At 53.2% G+C, this 17,972-nt stretch carries 17 protein-coding genes; 8 read left to right on the top strand and 9 right to left on the bottom strand.

What is annotated here, in order from left to right:
• Nucleotides 1–305 precede the first annotated feature (305 nt).
• From USH94_RS14540 to mgrB, 3 genes are all read right to left on the bottom strand, one after another.
• The gene (locus USH94_RS14540; protein ID WP_111964797.1) at nt 306–1,295 is read right to left on the bottom strand and encodes an MBL fold metallo-hydrolase; all 990 of its coding nucleotides are present in this window, start codon (nt 1,293–1,295) and stop codon (nt 306–308) included.
• A 23-nt stretch (nt 1,296–1,318) separates the two neighbouring features.
• Entirely contained in the window at nt 1,319–1,609 is a 291-nt protein-coding gene (locus tag USH94_RS14545; protein ID WP_111964798.1) for a YebO family protein, read from the bottom strand.
• Between the two features lie 74 nt (nt 1,610–1,683).
• Nucleotides 1,684–1,827: a PhoP/PhoQ regulator MgrB gene (gene mgrB / locus USH94_RS14550; RefSeq protein ID WP_013096124.1), complete on the bottom strand. Its 144-nt coding sequence runs from the start codon at nt 1,825–1,827 to the stop codon at nt 1,684–1,686.
• Nucleotides 1,828–1,988: 161 nt separating this feature from the next.
• On the opposite strand from mgrB, the gene USH94_RS14555 reads away from it, so the two are divergent.
• On the top strand, nt 1,989–2,228 hold the full coding sequence (locus USH94_RS14555; protein WP_111964799.1) for a YobH family protein: 240 nt from the start codon (nt 1,989–1,991) through the stop codon (nt 2,226–2,228).
• Between the two features lie 61 nt (nt 2,229–2,289).
• On the opposite strand, the gene kdgR is transcribed toward USH94_RS14555, so the two are convergent.
• The gene (gene kdgR / locus USH94_RS14560) at nt 2,290–3,081 is read right to left on the bottom strand and encodes a DNA-binding transcriptional regulator KdgR (RefSeq protein WP_111964800.1); all 792 of its coding nucleotides are present in this window, start codon (nt 3,079–3,081) and stop codon (nt 2,290–2,292) included.
• 179 nt (nt 3,082–3,260) lie between these two features.
• On the opposite strand from kdgR, the gene USH94_RS14565 reads away from it, so the two are divergent.
• Nucleotides 3,261–4,634 (top strand): MFS transporter, encoded by a 1,374-nt coding sequence (locus USH94_RS14565; protein WP_111964801.1) that lies wholly within the window; start codon nt 3,261–3,263, stop codon nt 4,632–4,634.
• 50 nt (nt 4,635–4,684) lie between these two features.
• Here the strand turns inward: USH94_RS14565 and htpX are convergent, their stop codons facing one another.
• From htpX to USH94_RS14585, 4 genes are all read right to left on the bottom strand, one after another.
• The gene (gene htpX, locus USH94_RS14570; protein WP_014884290.1) at nt 4,685–5,566 is read right to left on the bottom strand and encodes a protease HtpX; all 882 of its coding nucleotides are present in this window, start codon (nt 5,564–5,566) and stop codon (nt 4,685–4,687) included.
• Between the two features lie 193 nt (nt 5,567–5,759).
• Entirely contained in the window at nt 5,760–7,808 is a 2,049-nt protein-coding gene (prc, locus tag USH94_RS14575; RefSeq protein WP_025910096.1) for a carboxy terminal-processing peptidase, read from the bottom strand.
• 19 nt (nt 7,809–7,827) lie between these two features.
• Nucleotides 7,828–8,514, bottom strand: a complete 687-nt coding sequence (gene proQ, locus USH94_RS14580) for an RNA chaperone ProQ (protein WP_028018656.1) — start codon at nt 8,512–8,514, stop codon at nt 7,828–7,830.
• A 96-nt stretch (nt 8,515–8,610) separates the two neighbouring features.
• On the bottom strand, nt 8,611–9,108 hold the full coding sequence (locus tag USH94_RS14585) for a GAF domain-containing protein (protein WP_008500476.1): 498 nt from the start codon (nt 9,106–9,108) through the stop codon (nt 8,611–8,613).
• Between the two features lie 132 nt (nt 9,109–9,240).
• Here USH94_RS14585 and yebS point away from each other — a divergent pair, with 132 nt between their 5' ends.
• From yebS to USH94_RS14605, 4 genes are all read left to right on the top strand, one after another.
• Nucleotides 9,241–10,524 (top strand): membrane integrity lipid transport subunit YebS, encoded by a 1,284-nt coding sequence (gene yebS / locus USH94_RS14590; protein ID WP_045908227.1) that lies wholly within the window; start codon nt 9,241–9,243, stop codon nt 10,522–10,524.
• Nucleotides 10,493–13,126 (top strand): PqiB family protein, encoded by a 2,634-nt coding sequence (locus USH94_RS14595; RefSeq protein ID WP_164850633.1) that lies wholly within the window; start codon nt 10,493–10,495, stop codon nt 13,124–13,126. Before yebS ends, USH94_RS14595 begins: the two co-directional genes overlap by 32 nt.
• A gap of 77 nt (nt 13,127–13,203) precedes the next feature.
• Complete coding sequence (rsmF, locus tag USH94_RS14600; RefSeq protein WP_111964803.1) at nt 13,204–14,646, top strand: 16S rRNA (cytosine(1407)-C(5))-methyltransferase RsmF; 1,443 nt, start codon at nt 13,204–13,206, stop codon at nt 14,644–14,646.
• 107 nt (nt 14,647–14,753) lie between these two features.
• Entirely contained in the window at nt 14,754–14,993 is a 240-nt protein-coding gene (locus USH94_RS14605) for a YebV family protein (RefSeq protein WP_008500472.1), read from the top strand.
• A gap of 34 nt (nt 14,994–15,027) precedes the next feature.
• Here USH94_RS14605 and pphA read toward each other — a convergent pair whose 3' ends face one another.
• Entirely contained in the window at nt 15,028–15,672 is a 645-nt protein-coding gene (pphA, locus tag USH94_RS14610) for a protein-serine/threonine phosphatase (protein WP_111964804.1), read from the bottom strand.
• Between the two features lie 167 nt (nt 15,673–15,839).
• Between pphA and USH94_RS14615 the strand changes: the two genes are divergently transcribed.
• Nucleotides 15,840–16,781: a VirK/YbjX family protein gene (locus USH94_RS14615; RefSeq protein WP_111964805.1), complete on the top strand. Its 942-nt coding sequence runs from the start codon at nt 15,840–15,842 to the stop codon at nt 16,779–16,781.
• A gap of 173 nt (nt 16,782–16,954) precedes the next feature.
• Nucleotides 16,955–17,851: a benzoate transporter gene (locus tag USH94_RS14620; RefSeq protein ID WP_111964806.1), complete on the top strand. Its 897-nt coding sequence runs from the start codon at nt 16,955–16,957 to the stop codon at nt 17,849–17,851.
• The last annotated feature ends 121 nt before the right edge of the window (nt 17,852–17,972 follow it).

Genomic DNA, 17,972 nt, shown 5'->3' on the forward strand with positions numbered 1-17,972 from the left:
TAATCATTACGAACCGTCCAGCAACCGGGAAAAGAAATCTTACGTCTTGATTGAGTTAGAACAATTTGTGAAAACTTATGCTTAAATCATTGTAACGCTACCAAATTGTTTCAGAGAAAAAACACTGTTAAAAAACCACTTCCGTCTGTATTAAAATGCACCAGTTAATAAACAGCGTTATGCACCAAAATAATGAAATTTTTATGACTCTGCATCAAAAGAAGGCAAGCAAAACGTTTCGATAAAAATAAAACATTCCTGCGAGCGTTTACATCAAGAATATATGCAACAATTTAACGCTTCGTTTATAAGGATAAATATTCACCAATTTTCAGTATCCTGAAAGAATGATTAACTGATGCTAAATTATCTAGCGCGTTAGTTAACTCCTGCACAGGTTCATCTAGCGCTTCATCTGCCAGTTCAAATACGCCCCAGTGGATGGGAAACGTCAGTGGACAGCCCAGCTGCTGCCACAATGCCACCGCAGATTGCGGATCCATATGATGGACAGCCATGAACCAACGTGGGGCATAGGCACCAATCGGTAACGCGGCAGCATCTATCTGGCCCAGGCGTTCAGGAATCAACAGCAGCTCAGGTGAATAGCCGGTATCACCGCTGAACCAGAAACGGTGATGCCGTCCTTCCATCACCCAGCCGCACCACAAGGAACGATTGCGGTTCCATGGCGTGCGCATGCTCCAGTGCTGTGCAGGTACGGCGGTCAGCGTCATCCCCTGCCAGGTGAAACTCTGCCACCAGTCGAGCTCAACTACGCGTTTTGCTCCCCGACGACGAAACCAGTCGGCCAGACCCAGGGGAACAAAAACACTAACGTCGGGAAAGCGCTTGAGAATTCGGCGAATGGTCGCGTCATCAAGATGATCGTAATGATTATGGGAGATGACGACCGCATCAAGCTGATGAAGTTGCTCGACAGACAGTACGGGAGGCGTTTTGCGCTGTGGTCCCAGGAAAGGGAGCGGAGAAGCGCGCCGTGAAAACACCGGATCGGTAAGGATGATATTACCGTCCAGCTGCAGCAACACGCTCGCGTGTCCGAGCCACCACACCCCATCTCCATGAGGTTGCGTGAGCTCTACAGGTTGCCACCAATGTTGGATAAAATCTTCATAACCCAGCGCAGGTGGTTTCGGTAAACCGGCCTCTTTACGCGCTTTACGCCAACGGTCAATGTCGCCGGGTTGATGTCCGACAGGGAGGGTATTACGAAAACCGTTCGGGGTATGATGTTTCAGGGAGGGGTCATACCAGGGATTTTTCCAGGCCACAGCCACCTCCCAGGACAAAAAGATTAACGCTCAGCCACCAGGCGGATAAAGTCATCTTCGTCTTTGTTTTCTTCGACGACCGCGTCTTTCGGCGCGTCTTTCTCTTCCGGTTCGTTAGCCTCACACAGACGGCGTAGCAGCGCATTCTGACGTTTTTGCTGATCGAGCAGCGCTTCAAGCAGTTCGATCTGCTCGTTAGTCCGGGAGCTGGCTCGGTTCACGAAAAACCAAATGACCAGACCCACGAGTAGAACAACCAAAGAAATCATCAGGGATGCTATATTCAGCAGCCCTGAATTCAGTAACTCACCCATTTCACCACCTCAATAAAAACGTCTATTTTACCACTGGCGCGAAGGAAGGAAATCACGTTGAGAAAAAATGTGTCTTACCACGGAATAAACTTGTTGATTGCGCAAACGCCGCTAAAAAACTGTACATCCTGATCGCACATCACATTGATCGTCTGCGTCCATAACACCACGCACGCTATCAGCACGATAACCAGAATCACCCAGCGTATTTTTTTCACTCCACACTCCGTCTTAAAACCTGATGTAGCGAGGTTATCACGCTTATCTTAAACAAGGACTAACTGTGCCTCTATCACGCTTTTTTTCAGAATCATGCACTTGTTTCATCACGTAAACACATTACGCTAGCATTACGATAACAACGATAAAAGAGGTAATGATGCGCTTTATTGTTCGAACAATTATTGTACTCGCCCTTGTCTGGATTGGCCTTCTGTTATCGGGCTATGGCGTGCTCGTGGGGAGCACCGAAAACGCAGCCGGGCTAGGCATTCAGTGTAAATATTTAACAGCACAAGGAATGAGCACAGCCCAGTATCTGCATACTGACAGCGGGATCGTTGGCTTAACCCACTGCCCTGTACTGCGTAAAACATCCGTCGTGATTGATAATGGCTAATCAGTCTGATTATGATGAAAAAAAACGCCGCATCAGATGCGGCGTTTTTTACGAAGAGGGATTAAAACGGGTATTCGTGATATCCCATCTGTGCAGAAATTTTACGTGCGGCAGTGTGCAGAATAGCCACATACTCATGCAAACGCTCTTCAGAGAAGCGTAAAGTCGGGAAGGAGATACTTAAGCCCGCAATCACCACGCCAAAGCGGTCAAACACCGGAACGCCGATGCAGCGCAGCCCTTCTTCCTGCTCTTCATTATCTTCGCCATACCCCTGCTCGCGTACGTGATCCAACACCGTTAACAGCGCGTCTGTGCTGGTAATGGTTCGTGAGGTACTTTGCTTGTATTCCACCCCTTCGAGGATCTGCTTCACTTCCTCACGATCGCGCCACGCCAGCAGAACCTTACCAATCGCGGTACTGTAGAGTGGGTTGCGACGACCAATGCGCGAATACATGCGCAGATTGTACATGGAGTCGATTTTATGGATGTAAACAATACTGTCTTCATCCAGCGCACCGAGATGGATGGTCTCTTTAGTCAGACGAGAGATTTCGCGCATCTGAATATCAGCGCTGCGGATCAGGTCAACATTTTGTAGCGCGCGGGCACCCAGTTCAAAGAGCTTCAGCGTCAGAGAATATTTTTCAGATTCGCCTTCCTGGGCGACATAGCCCAGCGACTTCATGGTTTGCAAAAAGCGATATACGGTGCTTTTAGACATCATCACGCGCTGCGACAACTCTGTAATACCTATTTCACGCTCTTCTCCGAGCGCCTGTAAGATGCCAAACACCTTCAGCACGGAAGAAACAGAATCTGGCTGTTTATCCAAATCCGCAATAGCCATTTACCACCTCATAGAGAGTGTTTTATAAAAATCAGAACCGGTTTTTATTATAAGTTCCCGTCATGTCACCTGCAATCAATCCGCGTTTACTTCGTTACAAATCTGCGACATATCGCGGCTGTAACAATGCTAAAATAGTTATCCTGAGAATAATTTCACGCTGAGCTTTTTTAATCTTAATGGAAAAGACCCTTTCCGATGGCCTGCCTTTACCCCAGCGGTATGGCGCGATAGCCACCATCATTATCGGTATCTCAATGGCCGTCCTTGACGGCGCAATCGCAAACGTCGCCCTGCCAACCATCGCCAGCGACCTGCACGCCTCTCCCGCCAGTTCGATATGGATAGTTAACGCCTATCAGATTGCGATTGTGGTTTCCCTGCTCTCGTTCTCTTTCCTGGGCGATATGTTCGGTTACCGTCGGGTGTATCAGTGCGGTCTGGTGGTTTTCACCTTCACGTCGTTGTTATGCGCCCTTTCAGATTCACTGGATACCCTGACGCTTGCCCGCATTGCGCAAGGTTTTGGCGGCGCGGCGCTCATGAGCGTAAACACGGCGTTGATCCGCTTAATTTATCCGCAACGCCATCTGGGGCGCGGCATGGGGATAAACTCGTTTATTGTCGCCGTCTCTTCCGCCGCCGGACCAACCATTGCGGCGGCGATCCTTTCCGTTGCGTCATGGCAATGGCTGTTCGCCATTAACGTGCCGCTGGGTATTTTCGCCATCTTCTTTGCCCTGCGCTTTCTACCCGCTAACGGTCCCAAAAGCACCATGCCGCGCTTCGACGTGGCAAGTGCGGTGATGAATGCCCTGACCTTTGGCCTGCTGATTACGGCGCTGAGCGGCTTTGCGCAGGGACAGTCCCTGATGCTTACCGGTGTGGAGCTTATCGCTCTGCTGGCGATCGGCTTCTTCTTTGTTCGCCGCCAGCTCACTCTCCCCGTGCCTTTACTGCCCGTTGACCTGTTGCGTATCCCCCTCTTTTCCCTCTCCATTTGCACGTCCGTCTGCTCCTTCTGCGCCCAGATGCTGGCTCTGGTTTCTCTGCCCTTCTTTTTGCAGAGCGCGGTAGGCCGTTCAGAAGTGGAGACTGGCCTGCTGTTAACCCCCTGGCCGCTGGCGACAATGGTGATGGCGCCGCTGGCAGGTTACCTCATTGAACGCGTCCATGCCGGTTTATTGGGCGCTTTGGGGCTGGCGGTGATGGCGACAGGCCTTTTCGCGCTGGCTCTGCTGCCGTCATCGCCAACCGATCTGGACATCATCTGGCGCATGATCCTCTGTGGCGCGGGGTTTGGCCTTTTCCAGTCCCCTAACAATCACACCATCATCACCTCCGCGCCGCGTCATCGCAGCGGGGGTGCCAGCGGCATGCTGGGGACCGCTCGACTTCTGGGGCAAAGCAGCGGTGCGGCGCTGGTCGCCCTGATGTTTAACCTCGCAGGCCAGAACGGCAACCATGTTGCACTCCTCACCGCCGGTGTACTTGCCACCCTCGCAGCTATCGTCAGCGGCCTGCGGGTGACCCAGCCCAGGGTTCAGGCATAAAAAAAGCCGGGCGGAGTGCTCTCCTGCCCGGCTTAGTAGGGTTCTTTGCCTTACTTCAGGTATTCCCCACTGCGCAGCGCTTCAATACGTTTATCCAGCGGCGGGTGAGACATAAACAGCTCGCTCAGCGATTTGGACTTACCGTTAATGCAGAAGGCCATCATGCTGTTCGCTTCCTGTGGCTCATAGCTGGTTTTCAGACGCTGCAGCGCGGCAATCATCTTCTCGCGACCAACCAGCTTCGCCGAGCCGGCATCCGCGTGGAATTCACGGTGACGAGAGAACCACATGGTGATGATGCTGGCCAGAATACCGAATACCAGCTCCAGAACCATCGAAACGGCGAAGTAGATCAGCGGGTTGCCGTTGCTCTCTTCACCTTCGTCACGGTTTCCGCCCATAAAGCCTGCCGCGATCTGCGCCAGAATACGGGAGATGAAGATCACGAAGGTGTTTACCACGCCCTGAATCAGGGTCATGGTCACCATGTCACCGTTGGCGATATGGCTGATTTCGTGGGCAATAACCGCTTCGGCTTCGTCACGGCTCATGTTCTGCAGCAATCCGGTGCTGACGGCAACCAGTGACGCATCGCGACGGGCGCCCGTGGCAAAAGCGTTGATGTCCGGGGCATGGTAAATCGCCACCTGCGGCATAGCGATCCCGGCCTGACGGGATTGCTGAGCCACCGTATTCATCAGCCACTGTTCCATATCGTTACGCGGCTGTTCAATAACCTCACCACCCACCGATTTCAGTGCCATCCACTTCGACATCAGCAGGGAGATGAACGAGCCACCAAAACCAAACAGCAGCGCCATAATCAACAGACCCTGAACGCTGCTCGACTGAATTCCTGTCAGGCTTAGCACGAGCCCGAAAACCACCATAACCGCCAGGTTGGTGAGCAGGAAGAGCGCGATTCGCATCATAATTTTCTTTTTACCTCAGTTTAACAAAACGCACTATGCGATTACCCACATCGTATGGGTATTGCGGCTATTTTCAAGCATCAGACGGGCGTAAGTCACCAGAAAGACACAACTTTACACAATTGGAAATCTGACTGACGGAAGGATGCAGAACAAAAAGAAACAGGCACAATTTCTTGTGCCTGTCAGGAGGTTATTTTGCGGGAGCGGGCTGTACGGCAGGTTTCTCTTTTTCCTGATTCGCCAGGTCGAGAGCGATATGCACCGTCTCGTCCAGATACGGATCCGGCTCCTGGTAATCTTTTGGCAGATCGTCCAGTTTCTTGAGCAGAGGCTTACCTTCGCGCTTGAAGCGATCGTTGATACGCGCCAGGCGAGTTGCATCGTCTTCGTTGTTCTCTTTCTCACGCTGTGCGTAATTCAGAGAAACAATATTCCGCTTATCTTTCAGGGCATTGAATCGTGCAATATCCTTCATGATGTACTGGAATTCCGGATCCTTCGCGATGCGGTCGTTATGCGCTTTCAGCAGTTCAGGGCCAAACTGGGTCATATCACCCGCTTTCACGTAGGTCGCGGCATTGATGCTGTCCCACGGCAACGCGTTATCTTCAAACTTCTCGCCGGTTTCCGTCTCCTGGGTGCCAGTCGGCATGATGATGTCCGGCGTGACGCCCTTACGCTGCGTACTGCCGCCGTTCACGCGGTAGAATTTCTGAATGGTGTACTGAACCGAGCCCAGCGCAGGCCATTCCGGACGCAGCATCTGATCGTAAATACGATTCAGAGAGCGGTACTGCTGAACGGTGCCTTTCCCGAAGGTTGGCTCACCGACGATGAGCGCGCGGCCATAGTCCTGCATGGCTGCGGCAAAGATCTCAGACGCGGAAGCGCTGAAGCGGTCAACGAGAACAACCAGCGGGCCTTTGTAATAGACCACACCGTCATTGTCCGCATCTTCGCGCACTTTACCGTTGTTATCGCGCACCTGAACCACCGGGCCAGATGGGATGAACAGGCCAGAGAGTGAAACCGCTTCCGTCAGCGCACCGCCGCCGTTACTCCGCAAGTCGATGATAATGCTGCTGACGTTCTGCTTTTCAAGCTTCTGCAGCTGAACTTTCACATCGTCAGTCAGCCCCACGTAGAAGCCAGGAATATCCAGGACACCTACCTTCTCTTTACCCACGGTTTTCACCGACATTTTCACCGCGCGGTCTTCCAGACGGATACGCTCGCGGGTCAGGGTAACAATACGGGTTTTGGTGCCTTTACCGGCAGGCAGAATTTCCAGACGTACCTTGCTGCCTTTCGGACCTTTGATCAGCGCAACCACGTCATCGAGACGCCAGCCGATCACATCGACCATGTTCTGGCCGGTTTGTCCAACACCCACAATGCGATCGCCTACGCTAATCGCTTTGCTTTTGGATGCCGGGCCACCCGCGACCATTGAATTGATCACCGTGTAATCATCGTCCATCTGCAGAACCGCGCCGATACCTTCCAGAGACAGGCTCATTTCGGTATTGAACTGCTCAGTGTTGCGCGGAGAGAGGTAGTTGGTGTGCGGATCGATTTCGTGCGCAAAGGCGGTCATCGCGAGTGAGAAAACATCCTCGCTGTTGGTCTGCGCCAGGCGACGAATAGCAAATTTATAACGACGCGTCAGCGTGTCACGGATCTCTTTTTCGTCTTTGCCGGTCAGCTTAAGGCTCAGTTCGTCGTATTTAACTTTGCCGTCCCAAAGCGCATTCAACTCGGCTTCATCTTTTGGCCAGGGCGCTTTGCTGCGATCCAGATTAAAGGTGTCGTTGCCGGTGAAGTCCATTGGACGTTCCAGCACTTTAAGCGCGTACTGATAGCGTTCAAAACGACGCTTTTGCGACAGGTTATAGAGATCGTAGAACAGATCCAGCTTGCCTGAACGCAACTCGTCACCCACCTCGGATTTGCGCTTAGCGAACTGCTCGACATCGCTGGCGAGCAAAACGTTATGGCTGTAATCCAGCAAGTTCAGATAGCGGTCAAAGATTTTGGCCGAAAAGGCCTGATCGAGATCGAACTGACGATAGTGCGAGCGGGTAAAACGTGAGGTCACGCGCTCGCTCACCGTCGCGTGCTGCGTCTCTTCCTTGAGTACCGGAATTTGATCAACACGCGTGATATCGTCCACTGCAAAAGCGTGACCTGTTATAGCAAACAGACCCGCCAGCGCGGTGAGCTTAAAAAAAGTGTTCATGCCAGGCTTGGCCTCCGTTTCAGAACAACAAGTGTTCTGCGCGTACAATCATTGACATACCAGAAGTCAGCTGTACACGAACGCCATCTTTGGTGATTTCCAGTACGGTGGCGTCCATAGCATTGTTACCCGCTTTTACCTTCAGCGCCTGACCCACGCTCAGAGCGTTAATGTCAGAAACCGGCGTATGGCGCGGCTCTTCACGAGGGGCACGCGGGGCTTTTGCTGCTGGTTTGTCTGCACGCGGTTTGCGATCGTTATTATCGTTACGGCGCGGCGCAGGGCGTGGTTTACGCTCACGACGAGGCGCTTCTTCCTGGCCGTTTGCCGCGGCGGCTTCGCGTTTTTTCGCCTGCTGTTCTGCACGTTGTGCCTGAACGCGTGCTTTGGCTTCTTCAAGCTGCTTGCGCGCGTGCTCAACGTGCTGCTCGTCCAGCTCACCGCAAGGGTTGCCGTCGAGGTCCACGCGGGTAGCGCCTGGTTTGATACCGTACAGGTAACGCCAGCTCGAAGTATAAAGACGTAAGGCGGAACGCAGCTGAGTTTTGCTGAGGTTCATTTCCCCTTCAACACGCGCCACCAGATCCTGAAAAATACCGACTTTCAGGGGACGAGCTTCACCTTCCGCGCTGAAGCACTGCGGGAAACGCTCGGCCAGAAATGCGATAACTTCTTTACTGCTATTCAACTTAGGTTGATTTTCCATGAAATTTCCTGATTACAACGGACGTTGCCAACAAGCGCAGGCATGAACAGGCGTCATTATAATGACGCTATCAGTAAATGCTACGTTATCCGTTGATTATCCTGCGACGCTCGCAAAGAATTTTTGATAATCGGTTGCAGCGAGTACGTTTTCCAGATTCGCCACCAGCTCGCGCAGCCCCTGTTCGTCCTCGGTTGTAAAGCGACTGAAGACCGTACTGTCGATATCCAGAACGCCAATAATCTGATTTTTGACCACCAGCGGCAAAACGATTTCAGAATTACTGGCAGCATCACAGGCAATGTGTCCGTCAAACGCATGGACATCTTCCACACGCTGGACCTGATTCTCTGCCACCGCCGTGCCGCATACGCCACGCCCTACCGGAATACGCACGCAGGCCAGTTTGCCCTGGAACGGACCGAGCACCAGCGTTTCACCTTCCAGAAGGTAAAAGCCAGCCCAGTTTACGTCAGAGAGACGTTCAAACAGCAATGCGCTAGTATTTGCCAGAGTGGCTAAGAAGCTGGTCTCACCCGCCATCAATGCCTTAAAATCGCGGTTCAGATCCGCGTAGAATTCTGTTTTGTTCATTATTCAATCACTTAGTTGTCTTACAAATTTACCGCATAGCCTATTAAAATAAGCATTAAATGCGCTCATGCTCAAGATGAATCCGTTCATGAGTTATTATAACTTTCAACAATACTTATTTGTGCGCAGCTGATGGCCTTAAAAACAACCAAAATTACGCCGACGAGAAAGATAACTGTCCATACGGTAAGCGAAGCTTTGCCTCGTGCACATTATCAGCGTTGCCCACAGTGCGATACGCTTTTTATGTTGCCGAAGATGAAATCGCACCAAAGTGCCTTCTGTCCCCGCTGCGACGCTAAAATTCGCGATGGTCGCGACTGGTCGTTGACCCGCCTCGCCGCCATGGCCGTCACCATGCTGCTGCTGATGCCCTTCGCCTGGAGCGAACCTCTGCTGAAACTCTACCTGCTTGGCGTGCGCATTGATGCCAACGTGCTGCAGGGTATCTGGCAGATGACCCGTCAGGGCGATCCCATCACCGCCGCCATGGTGCTGTTCTGCACCGTTGGCGCGCCGCTGGTGCTGGTCGCCGCCATTGCCTATCTTTGGTTTGGCAATATTCTCGGCATGAACCTTCGCCCGGTACTGCTGATGCTGGATAAGCTCAAAGAGTGGGTGATGCTGGATATTTATCTGGTGGGCGTGGGCGTTGCGTCAATAAAGGTACAGGACTACGCCTTTTTACAGCCCGGCATAGGACTCTTTGCCTTCATCTGTCTGGTATTGCTGAGCATCCTGACGCTGATACACCTGAATGTTGAGCAGCTCTGGGAGCGATTTTACCCACAGCGCCCCGCCACCCGTCCCGATGAAAATCTGCGCGTCTGTCTGGGTTGCCACTATACAGGGTTACCCGACCCGCGCGGACGCTGCCCGCGGTGCCACATTCCATTAAGGCTGCGTCGAAACAACAGCCTGCAAAAATGCTGGGCGGCGCTGATCGCCTCCCTGGTGTTTCTGATCCCCGCCAATATGCTGCCTATTTCCATCATTTACGTGAATGGCGGACGTCAGGAGGATACTATCCTCTCCGGGATTATCTCCCTTGCGCACAGCAATGTCGGGGTGGCGGCGATCGTTTTTATTGCCAGTATTCTGGTTCCCTTTACCAAAGTGGTGGTGATGATTACCCTGCTCATCAGCATTCACTTAAAGTGTGAACAAGGCTTACGAACCCGCATTCTGCTTCTGCGATTCGTCACCTGGATTGGCCGCTGGTCAATGTTAGATTTGTTCGTAATTTCGCTGATGATGTCTCTCATCAATCGCGACCAGTTACTTGCTTTTACAATGGGACCCGCGGCTTTTTATTTCGGCTCTGCGGTGATATTGACTATTCTTGCTGTGGAATGGCTGGATAGCCGCTTACTTTGGGATGCACATGAGTCAGGAAACCCCCGCTTCGCCGACTGAAGCGAGAATTAAAACAAAACGCCGCATTTCGCCATTCTGGTTGCTGCCCGTCATCGCCCTGATGATTGCAGGCTGGCTTATCTGGACGAGCTATGAAGATCGCGGTAGCACCGTCACCATTGATTTCCAGACCGCCGACGGCATCGTCGCCGGGCGAACGCCCGTTCGCTTCCAGGGGGTTGAAGTGGGTACGGTTCAGGACATCTCTCTTGGAAAAGGGCTGAACAAGATTCAGGTGCGGGTCAGTATTAAATCTGACATGCAGGATGCCCTGCGCAGCGAAACGCAGTTCTGGCTAGTGACGCCAAAAGCCTCTCTGGCCGGTGTGTCCGGGCTGGATGCGCTCGTGGGAGGGAACTATATTGGCATGATGCCGGGTAAAGGAGAGCCGCAGGATCACTTTGTTGCCCTGGATACACAGCCGAAGTACCGTCTCAATAACGGCGATTTAATGATCCATCTGCAGGCGCCGGATCTCGGTTCTCTGAACAGTGGCTCACTGGTCTATTTCCGCAAAATCCCGGTTGGCCGTGTGTACGATTACGCGATCAACCCGAATAAACAGGGCGTCACCATTGACGTGCTGATCGAACGCCGCTTCACCAATCTGGTAAAAAAAGGCAGCCGCTTCTGGAACGTGTCCGGCGTGGACGCGGACCTCAGCCTGAGCGGTGCGAAAGTGAAGCTGGAGAGTCTGGCCGCGCTGGTTAATGGCGCCATCGCCTTTGACTCGCCGGAAAACTCAAGCCCTGCCACCGCTGATGATTCATTTGGATTGTACGCTGACCTGGCGCACAGCCAGCGCGGCGTGATCGTCAAACTCGCCCTGCCCGATGCTAAAGGGCTAAAAGCGGGTTCAACACCGCTGATGTATCAGGGATTGCAGGTTGGTCAGCTCACCAAAATGACGCTCAACCCGGGCGGCTCGGTCACCGGCGAAATGACGGTCGACCCGAGCGTGGTCGATCTCCTGCGCGAGAAAACGCGCATCGAAATGCGCAGTCCAAAGCTCTCTCTGAACGATGCCAGCCTCAGCACGCTGTTGACCGGCAATACGTTTGAGCTCATCCCCGGCGAAGGTGAACCCAGCAATAGCTTCGTGATTGCCCCGGCTGATAAGGCCCTGCTGCAAAAGCCGGGCGTAGTGACGGTCACGCTGAATGCGCCAGAAAGTTACGGTATCGAAGCCGGACAGCCGTTAATTTTACACGGCGTGCAGGTCGGTCAGGTGCTGGAGCGTAAGCTCTCCGCGAATGGCGTTACTTTCTCGGTCGCCATCGATCCGCAATACAGCGACCTGGTGCATGGCGACAGCAAATTCGTGGTGAACAGTCGCGTCGACGTGAAGGTGGGTCTGGACGGCGTGGAGTTCCTCGGCGCCAGCGCCAGCGAATGGGTTAACGGCGGTATCCGCATTTTGCCGGGGAATAAAGGCCCCGTGCGCGACAGCTATCCGCTGTATGCCAACCTGGAGAAAGCGGTTGAAAACAGCCTGAGCGATCTTCCTACCACCACGCTGACCTTAAGCGCCGAGACGCTGCCGGACGTACAGGCGGGTTCCGTGGTGCTGTATCGCAAGTTTGAAGTCGGGGAAGTGATCACCGTTCGCCCGCGTGCGGACGCGTTCGATATCGAACTGCATATCAAGCCGGAGTACCGCAAGCTGCTGACGCCAAACAGCGTCTTCTGGGCCGAAGGCGGCGCGAAAGTTCAGCTTAACGGTAACGGGCTAACCGTACAGGCCTCTCCGCTGTCACGCGCGCTGCGGGGGGCGATTAGCTTCGATAACCTCAGCGGTGCGGGCGCGAATCTGCGTAAAGGCGATAAGCGTATTCTCTTCCCGTCCGAGACCGCCGCCCGCGCGGTGGGTGGGCAGATTACCCTGCACGCCTTTGATGCCGGCAAGCTGGCGGAAGGCATGCCAATCCGCTATCTGGGCATTGATATCGGGCAGATCCAGAAGCTGACGCTGATCACCTCGCGCAACGAGGTGCAGGCCACTGCCGTGCTCTACCCGGAATATGTGCAGACCTTCGCCCGCACCGGCTCGCGCTTCTCGGTGGTCACGCCGCAGATCTCGGCCGCTGGCGTTGAGCACCTCGACACCATTTTGCAGCCGTATATCAACGTTGAGCCAGGCCAGGGCAATGCCCGCCGTGATTTCGAGCTGCAGGAAGCCACGATTACCGACTCGCGCTACCTTGGCGGCCTGAGCATCGTGGTGGAAGTACCGGAAGCGGGTTCGCTGAACATCGGCACTCCGGTACTATTCCGCGGTATTGAAGTGGGTACGGTCACGGGCCTGACGCTCGGTACGCTCTCCGACCGCGTGATGGTGGCATTACGTATTAGCGAACGTTACCAGCACCTGGTTCGAAATAACTCGGTATTCTGGCTGGCATCCGGCTATTCGCTGGACTTTGGCCTGACGGGAGGCGTGGTGAAAACCGGAACCTTCAACCAGTTCATTCGCGGCGGTATCGCGTTTGCCACTCCGCCGGGAACGCCGCTGGCGCCAAAAGCGCAGCCGGGTAAACACTTCCTGCTGCTCGAGAGCGAACCGAAAGAGTGGCGCGAATGGGGAACCGCCCTGCCGCGTTAATCTGACTGGCTCCGGTGTCAACGCACCGGAGCCTTTATGCTACACTGCGCACCTGAATTTTTCCCTGTGGTGTGCCCGTGGCTCAAAACTCCGTATTTCTTCCTGAACAATTCCTGGCGCAAATGCGCGAGGCGCTTCCTTCTCACCTGTCGTTAGACGATTTTATCGCCGCCTGCCAGCGTCCGCTACGCCGGAGTATTCGCGTCAACACGCTGAAAATCAGCGTCGATGATTTTCTGGCGCTGGTCGCTCCGTACGGCTGGCAGCTTACGCCGGTACCGTGGTGCGCTGAGGGGTTCTGGATAGAACGCGATGACGAAGCTTTACTGCCGCTGGGCAGTACCGCTGAACATCTGAGCGGTCTGTTCTATATTCAGGAAGCCAGCTCGATGCTGCCGGTTGCCGCCCTGTTTGCCGATGGCAATTCACCAGAGCGCGTAATGGATGTTGCCGCAGCGCCCGGCTCAAAAACCACCCAAATTGCCGCCCGTATGGGTAATCAAGGGGCGATCCTCGCCAACGAGTTTTCCGCCAGCCGCGTGAAGGTATTGCATGCCAACATCAGCCGCTGCGGTATTCATAATGTTGCCCTGACGCACTTCGACGGACGCGTGTTTGGCGCCGCCCTGCCGGAAGCCTTCGACGCCATTCTGCTGGACGCCCCCTGCTCAGGCGAAGGGGTGGTGCGTAAAGATCCCGATGCGTTAAAAAACTGGTCAGTTGAGAGCAACCTTGAGATCGCGGCCACGCAGCGAGAGCTGATCGACAGCGCATTCCATGCCCTGCGCCCCGGCGGCACGCTGGTTTATTCGACGTGCACCTTAAACCGCGATGAGAACGAAGATGTCTGCCTGTGGCTGCAAGCGCAATATCCGGATGCGGTCGAGTTTCTGCCGCTCGACGATCTGTTCGCCTCAGCACAGGAGGCTGTCACCCCGGAGGGGTTCCTCCATGTTTTCCCGCAGATTTACGACTGCGAAGGGTTCTTTGTGGCGCGTCTGCATAAAACGCAGGCGGTGGCTCCCCTGCCCGCACCTAAATTCAAGGTCGGTAACTTCCCGTTTTCCCCCCTTAAAGGTCGAGAGACCGCACAGCTTGAAGCCGCCGCTAAAAAAGCGGGACTGGTCTGGGATGAGAGCCTGCGCCCCTGGATGCGTGATAAAGAGATATGGCTGTTCCCCGCACAGATCGAGCCGCTCATCGGAAAGGTCCGTTTTTCCCGAATCGGGATCCGCCTGGCGGAAGTGCATAATAAAGGGTATCGCTGGCAGCATGAGGCCGTAATCGCCCTTGCCGGACGCGAGAATACCTTTGCCCTGACGCATCAGGAAGCCGAAGAGTGGTACCGTGGTCGCGATGTCTATCCGGAGAGCACGCCATCAGGCGATGAAGTGATTGTGACGTATCAGGGATACCCGCTGGGCCTGGCAAAAAAGGTCGGCTCAAGGCTGAAAAACAGCTATCCACGCGAGCTGGTTCGGGACGGTCGGCTGTTTACCGGTAACGATCGCACGGATTGATAAAAAGCGCATTTTTTTACTGGCGATTTTGCTCTCTTTGTCTACGATCAAAAATGGGTGGCCGCACTGGTCATACCAGATTTTTGACAACCGACCCGGAGAGCACTATGACGAAAACCAGCGTGCGTATTGGCGCTTTTGAGATCGACGACGCAGAGCTGCGCGGCGAAGCACAAGGCGATCGAACGTTAAGTATTCCCTGCAAATCCGACCCGGATTTGTGCATGCAGCTTGATGCATGGGATGCAGACACCAGCGTCCCGGCAATACTTGATGGCGAACATTCAGTCCTTTACCGTGAGCATTACGATAGTAAAACCGATGCCTGGGTCATGCGTCTTGCCTGACCTAAAGAGAACCCGCCCGAAGGCGGGTTATTTATTACTGCAGCTGAGCCAGCGTAAAGTAACCGTCAAATACGGCTCCCGTATCAATGTAGTGGAGATTGTCAAAATCATACCTTCTGTCGACGGGCGTATGTCCGAACCAGAAATGATCCGCGCCGCTGATGCCCTCCCCTTTGCCCACCATAAACCCCATCAACCGATCGCGGTTCCATAAGACGCGCTGGTCACTGACCGGTTTTTGCCAGCGGTATTCCGCGGCCGGATAATCAGCATGGGCAATCACATTAAGACCGTTCGCACAGGTTATCTCGATGATATGCGGTAAGTCGCGACAGGCGTCAAGCAAGGACAGCGCAAGCTGTTGCCGATCGCGTTCAAGATGCGAAAACCACATTCCGCCATTCATCATCCAGAGAGAAAAATCGTTATTATCCAGACCGTCGAGCGCCATTTGCTCATGGTTTCCCCGCACGGCACGAAACCATTTTTCATTAATTAACTGCAGGCATTTAACGCTATCAGGGCCACGATCGATCATATCCCCGACAGAAATAAGTAAATCCTCATACGGATTAAAATGACGGCGTTTAAGTTCATCCATAAGCCACTGGTAGCAACCGTGTATATCGCTGACAACCCAGACGTGACGCCACATTCCACCTTCAATTCGCTGATACATAGCACCTCCTTTAAACAGTATAGCTGCCGCAGAAAAGTCGACGGACAGGCGTGGTCATCACGAAATCAAACAAACGGTAAACCAAACAGAAATAAAGATCCTCGCGCTATTAATCCCCTTTTCCTGGCTCTTTAGAATAAGGGCAGAAAAAAAAGAGGGGTCTTCACGTGTCTAATACGCACCTGCATAACGATGTTTTCTATCCGCATCGCACAAATATTATTTCCGAGCTGGTGAACGGCAAACGCGTTCCGGGGCCGATCTGGCGCAAACGCGAATATCGCCTGAAGTTCCTGTTACGTTCGCTGGTGTTCTGGTCTTCTACACATCGCATGCTGGAAACCCTTTCGGGTCGCGACGATTTTGACAGGCTGCTGGCCTCTCAAATTACATTGCCGAGCAAGACCCACCGGCAGTACCTGATGCGCGGCCTGACGGCTAACGATCGCGCCGACGCTATCGTTAATCATTATTACTGGATTGACAGCCTGAAAGAGAGCTGTCTCGCCCAGGCCCTGACCAGCCCGCAGGAACAAGCCGTTGCGCAGTTCCATGCAAAAGACGGTGTAACCTATACGGTCAATGCTTCCTCTGCGGGGAAAGCCGAGCGCGAAGGCGAAAGCACGCTGTGGCTACGCGACAACGAGGACACGCTGCTGGCCAGCCTGACCTTTAGCGTCGCGCGCAGCAATGGTCAGCAAGTCATGGTGATTGGCGGGCTTCAGGGACCCCGCCGCTGCGTATCGCGAGACGTCATTAAACAGGCCACCCGCGCCTGTCATGGTCTTTTCCCCAAACGGGTGTTGATGGAAGTCCTCTTCCAGCTGGCTGCGCAGTCATCCGTCCGGGCGATTTTTGCCGTCAGCGATGAGGGTCACGTTTTCCGCGCGTTGCGGTATCGCCTGAGCAAAGGTCGCCATTTCCATGCCAGCTACGATGAATTTTGGGCATCGCTGGACGGTAAAAAGCTCTCGGCCTTCTGCTGGCAGCTGCCGCTACAGATGGAGCGTAAATCGCTTGAAGAGATCGCCAGTAAAAAACGTGCCGAATACCGCCGCCGCTTTGAGCTGCTTGATGAAATAGAGGTATCCGTTAAGTCCCACTTTTAGCCTGGCTGGCGTCTTCGCTCACCGCATAGTGGATGCAATCTATTTATAGGATGAATAATAAAGCAGTGTACTATTGCGCAGGGCGAGTGCGCTCAGTTAGCATTGCGCGAAATGATACCGGCGAATGCGTTGGGAAAAGCGCAATGTGGGCGCAAAAATGAGGGACTTCGGTAATGATCTATGACTGCTTCTTATATTACGACGAAGATATGCTTCTCGAAATCAGGCTGAACACGCTAGCGGACGTTGTCGATCGCTTCGTTATCGTTGAGTCAACGCATACCTTTACCGGTAAAAAGAGGCAGCTGCATTTTGACATTAATAAATACAGTCAGTTTAAAGATAAAATTATCTACGTTGTGCATGATAAAGAACCGATTACGAAAGCCGCTGAAGAATCACATCCGGCCCGAGAGGTGATCCCGGGTTTGCCAGAGGGAATGGTAGTGGATGCGTGGGCAAATGAAGCCGCGCAGAGGAATGCCATCATGCAGGGTTTGTCCCATGCCAACGATGATGATTTGATTTTAGTTTCCGATGTGGACGAGATATTTTCACCTCAGGTAGTAGCATCGATAAACCCCAAAAAGCTCTGCACAACTATTTATCAGAATTTTTATAATTATCAGTTTAACCTGCAGGTTTTTAATACAGATAACACGCCAAGAAAATGTAAATTACCGAGAGCCACCCAGTATAAAAATCTCGTTAACTTCTTTGGCGGTGAACCTGAATCATTCAGGAATCTTAAACGCACCCGAAGTGTGAAAAACTGGTCGTGGCTAAAGTGGAACTGGTTCAAGATTAACAACCGCATCATTGAAAATGGTGGCTGGCATTTCTCATGGGTGATGACACCCGAGCGCATCTCAGAAAAAATGTCGACCATTTCCCATACTGAATACGATCTCCCTGAGTTTAACAACCCGGAACACATCATGAAGGTCATTAAAAACGCGGAAGATATCTGGGGGCGGGACAGGACGTTAATCAAGCAAGAGCTAACGGTTGATAACTTCCCTGAGTACATTGTCCAACACAAAGACAAATTCAGCGCGTTCATTATTTAACTTACGGGTTGCCCTTTCGCACGTCAGAAGGCGTTTGCTCAGCGGTCGCTCGGCCACAAAATTTTAACAAAGATCCCAAAAAACCCTGGACGTACGCGGTCCTGAGTATGTTATGGTTTAG

Source organism: Enterobacter sp. 148H3, from assembly GCF_034107425.1.
Taxonomy (GTDB): domain Bacteria; phylum Pseudomonadota; class Gammaproteobacteria; order Enterobacterales; family Enterobacteriaceae; genus Enterobacter; species Enterobacter vonholyi.

Coding starts and splice junctions, on each gene's coding strand:
- USH94_RS14545 (WP_111964798.1), bottom strand. CDS start 1,609: ATGGGTGAGTTACTGAATTCAGGGCTGCTGAATATAGCATCCCTGATG.
- USH94_RS14555 (WP_111964799.1), top strand. CDS start 1,989: ATGCGCTTTATTGTTCGAACAATTATTGTACTCGCCCTTGTCTGGATT.
- kdgR (WP_111964800.1), bottom strand. CDS start 3,081: ATGGCTATTGCGGATTTGGATAAACAGCCAGATTCTGTTTCTTCCGTG.
- USH94_RS14565 (WP_111964801.1), top strand. CDS start 3,261: ATGGAAAAGACCCTTTCCGATGGCCTGCCTTTACCCCAGCGGTATGGC.
- htpX (WP_014884290.1), bottom strand. CDS start 5,566: ATGATGCGAATCGCGCTCTTCCTGCTCACCAACCTGGCGGTTATGGTG.
- prc (WP_025910096.1), bottom strand. CDS start 7,808: ATGAACACTTTTTTTAAGCTCACCGCGCTGGCGGGTCTGTTTGCTATA.
- proQ (WP_028018656.1), bottom strand. CDS start 8,514: ATGGAAAATCAACCTAAGTTGAATAGCAGTAAAGAAGTTATCGCATTT.
- USH94_RS14585 (WP_008500476.1), bottom strand. CDS start 9,108: ATGAACAAAACAGAATTCTACGCGGATCTGAACCGCGATTTTAAGGCA.
- yebS (WP_045908227.1), top strand. CDS start 9,241: ATGGCCTTAAAAACAACCAAAATTACGCCGACGAGAAAGATAACTGTC.
- USH94_RS14595 (WP_164850633.1), top strand. CDS start 10,493: ATGAGTCAGGAAACCCCCGCTTCGCCGACTGAAGCGAGAATTAAAACA.
- USH94_RS14605 (WP_008500472.1), top strand. CDS start 14,754: ATGACGAAAACCAGCGTGCGTATTGGCGCTTTTGAGATCGACGACGCA.
- pphA (WP_111964804.1), bottom strand. CDS start 15,672: ATGTATCAGCGAATTGAAGGTGGAATGTGGCGTCACGTCTGGGTTGTC.
- USH94_RS14620 (WP_111964806.1), top strand. CDS start 16,955: ATGATCTATGACTGCTTCTTATATTACGACGAAGATATGCTTCTCGAA.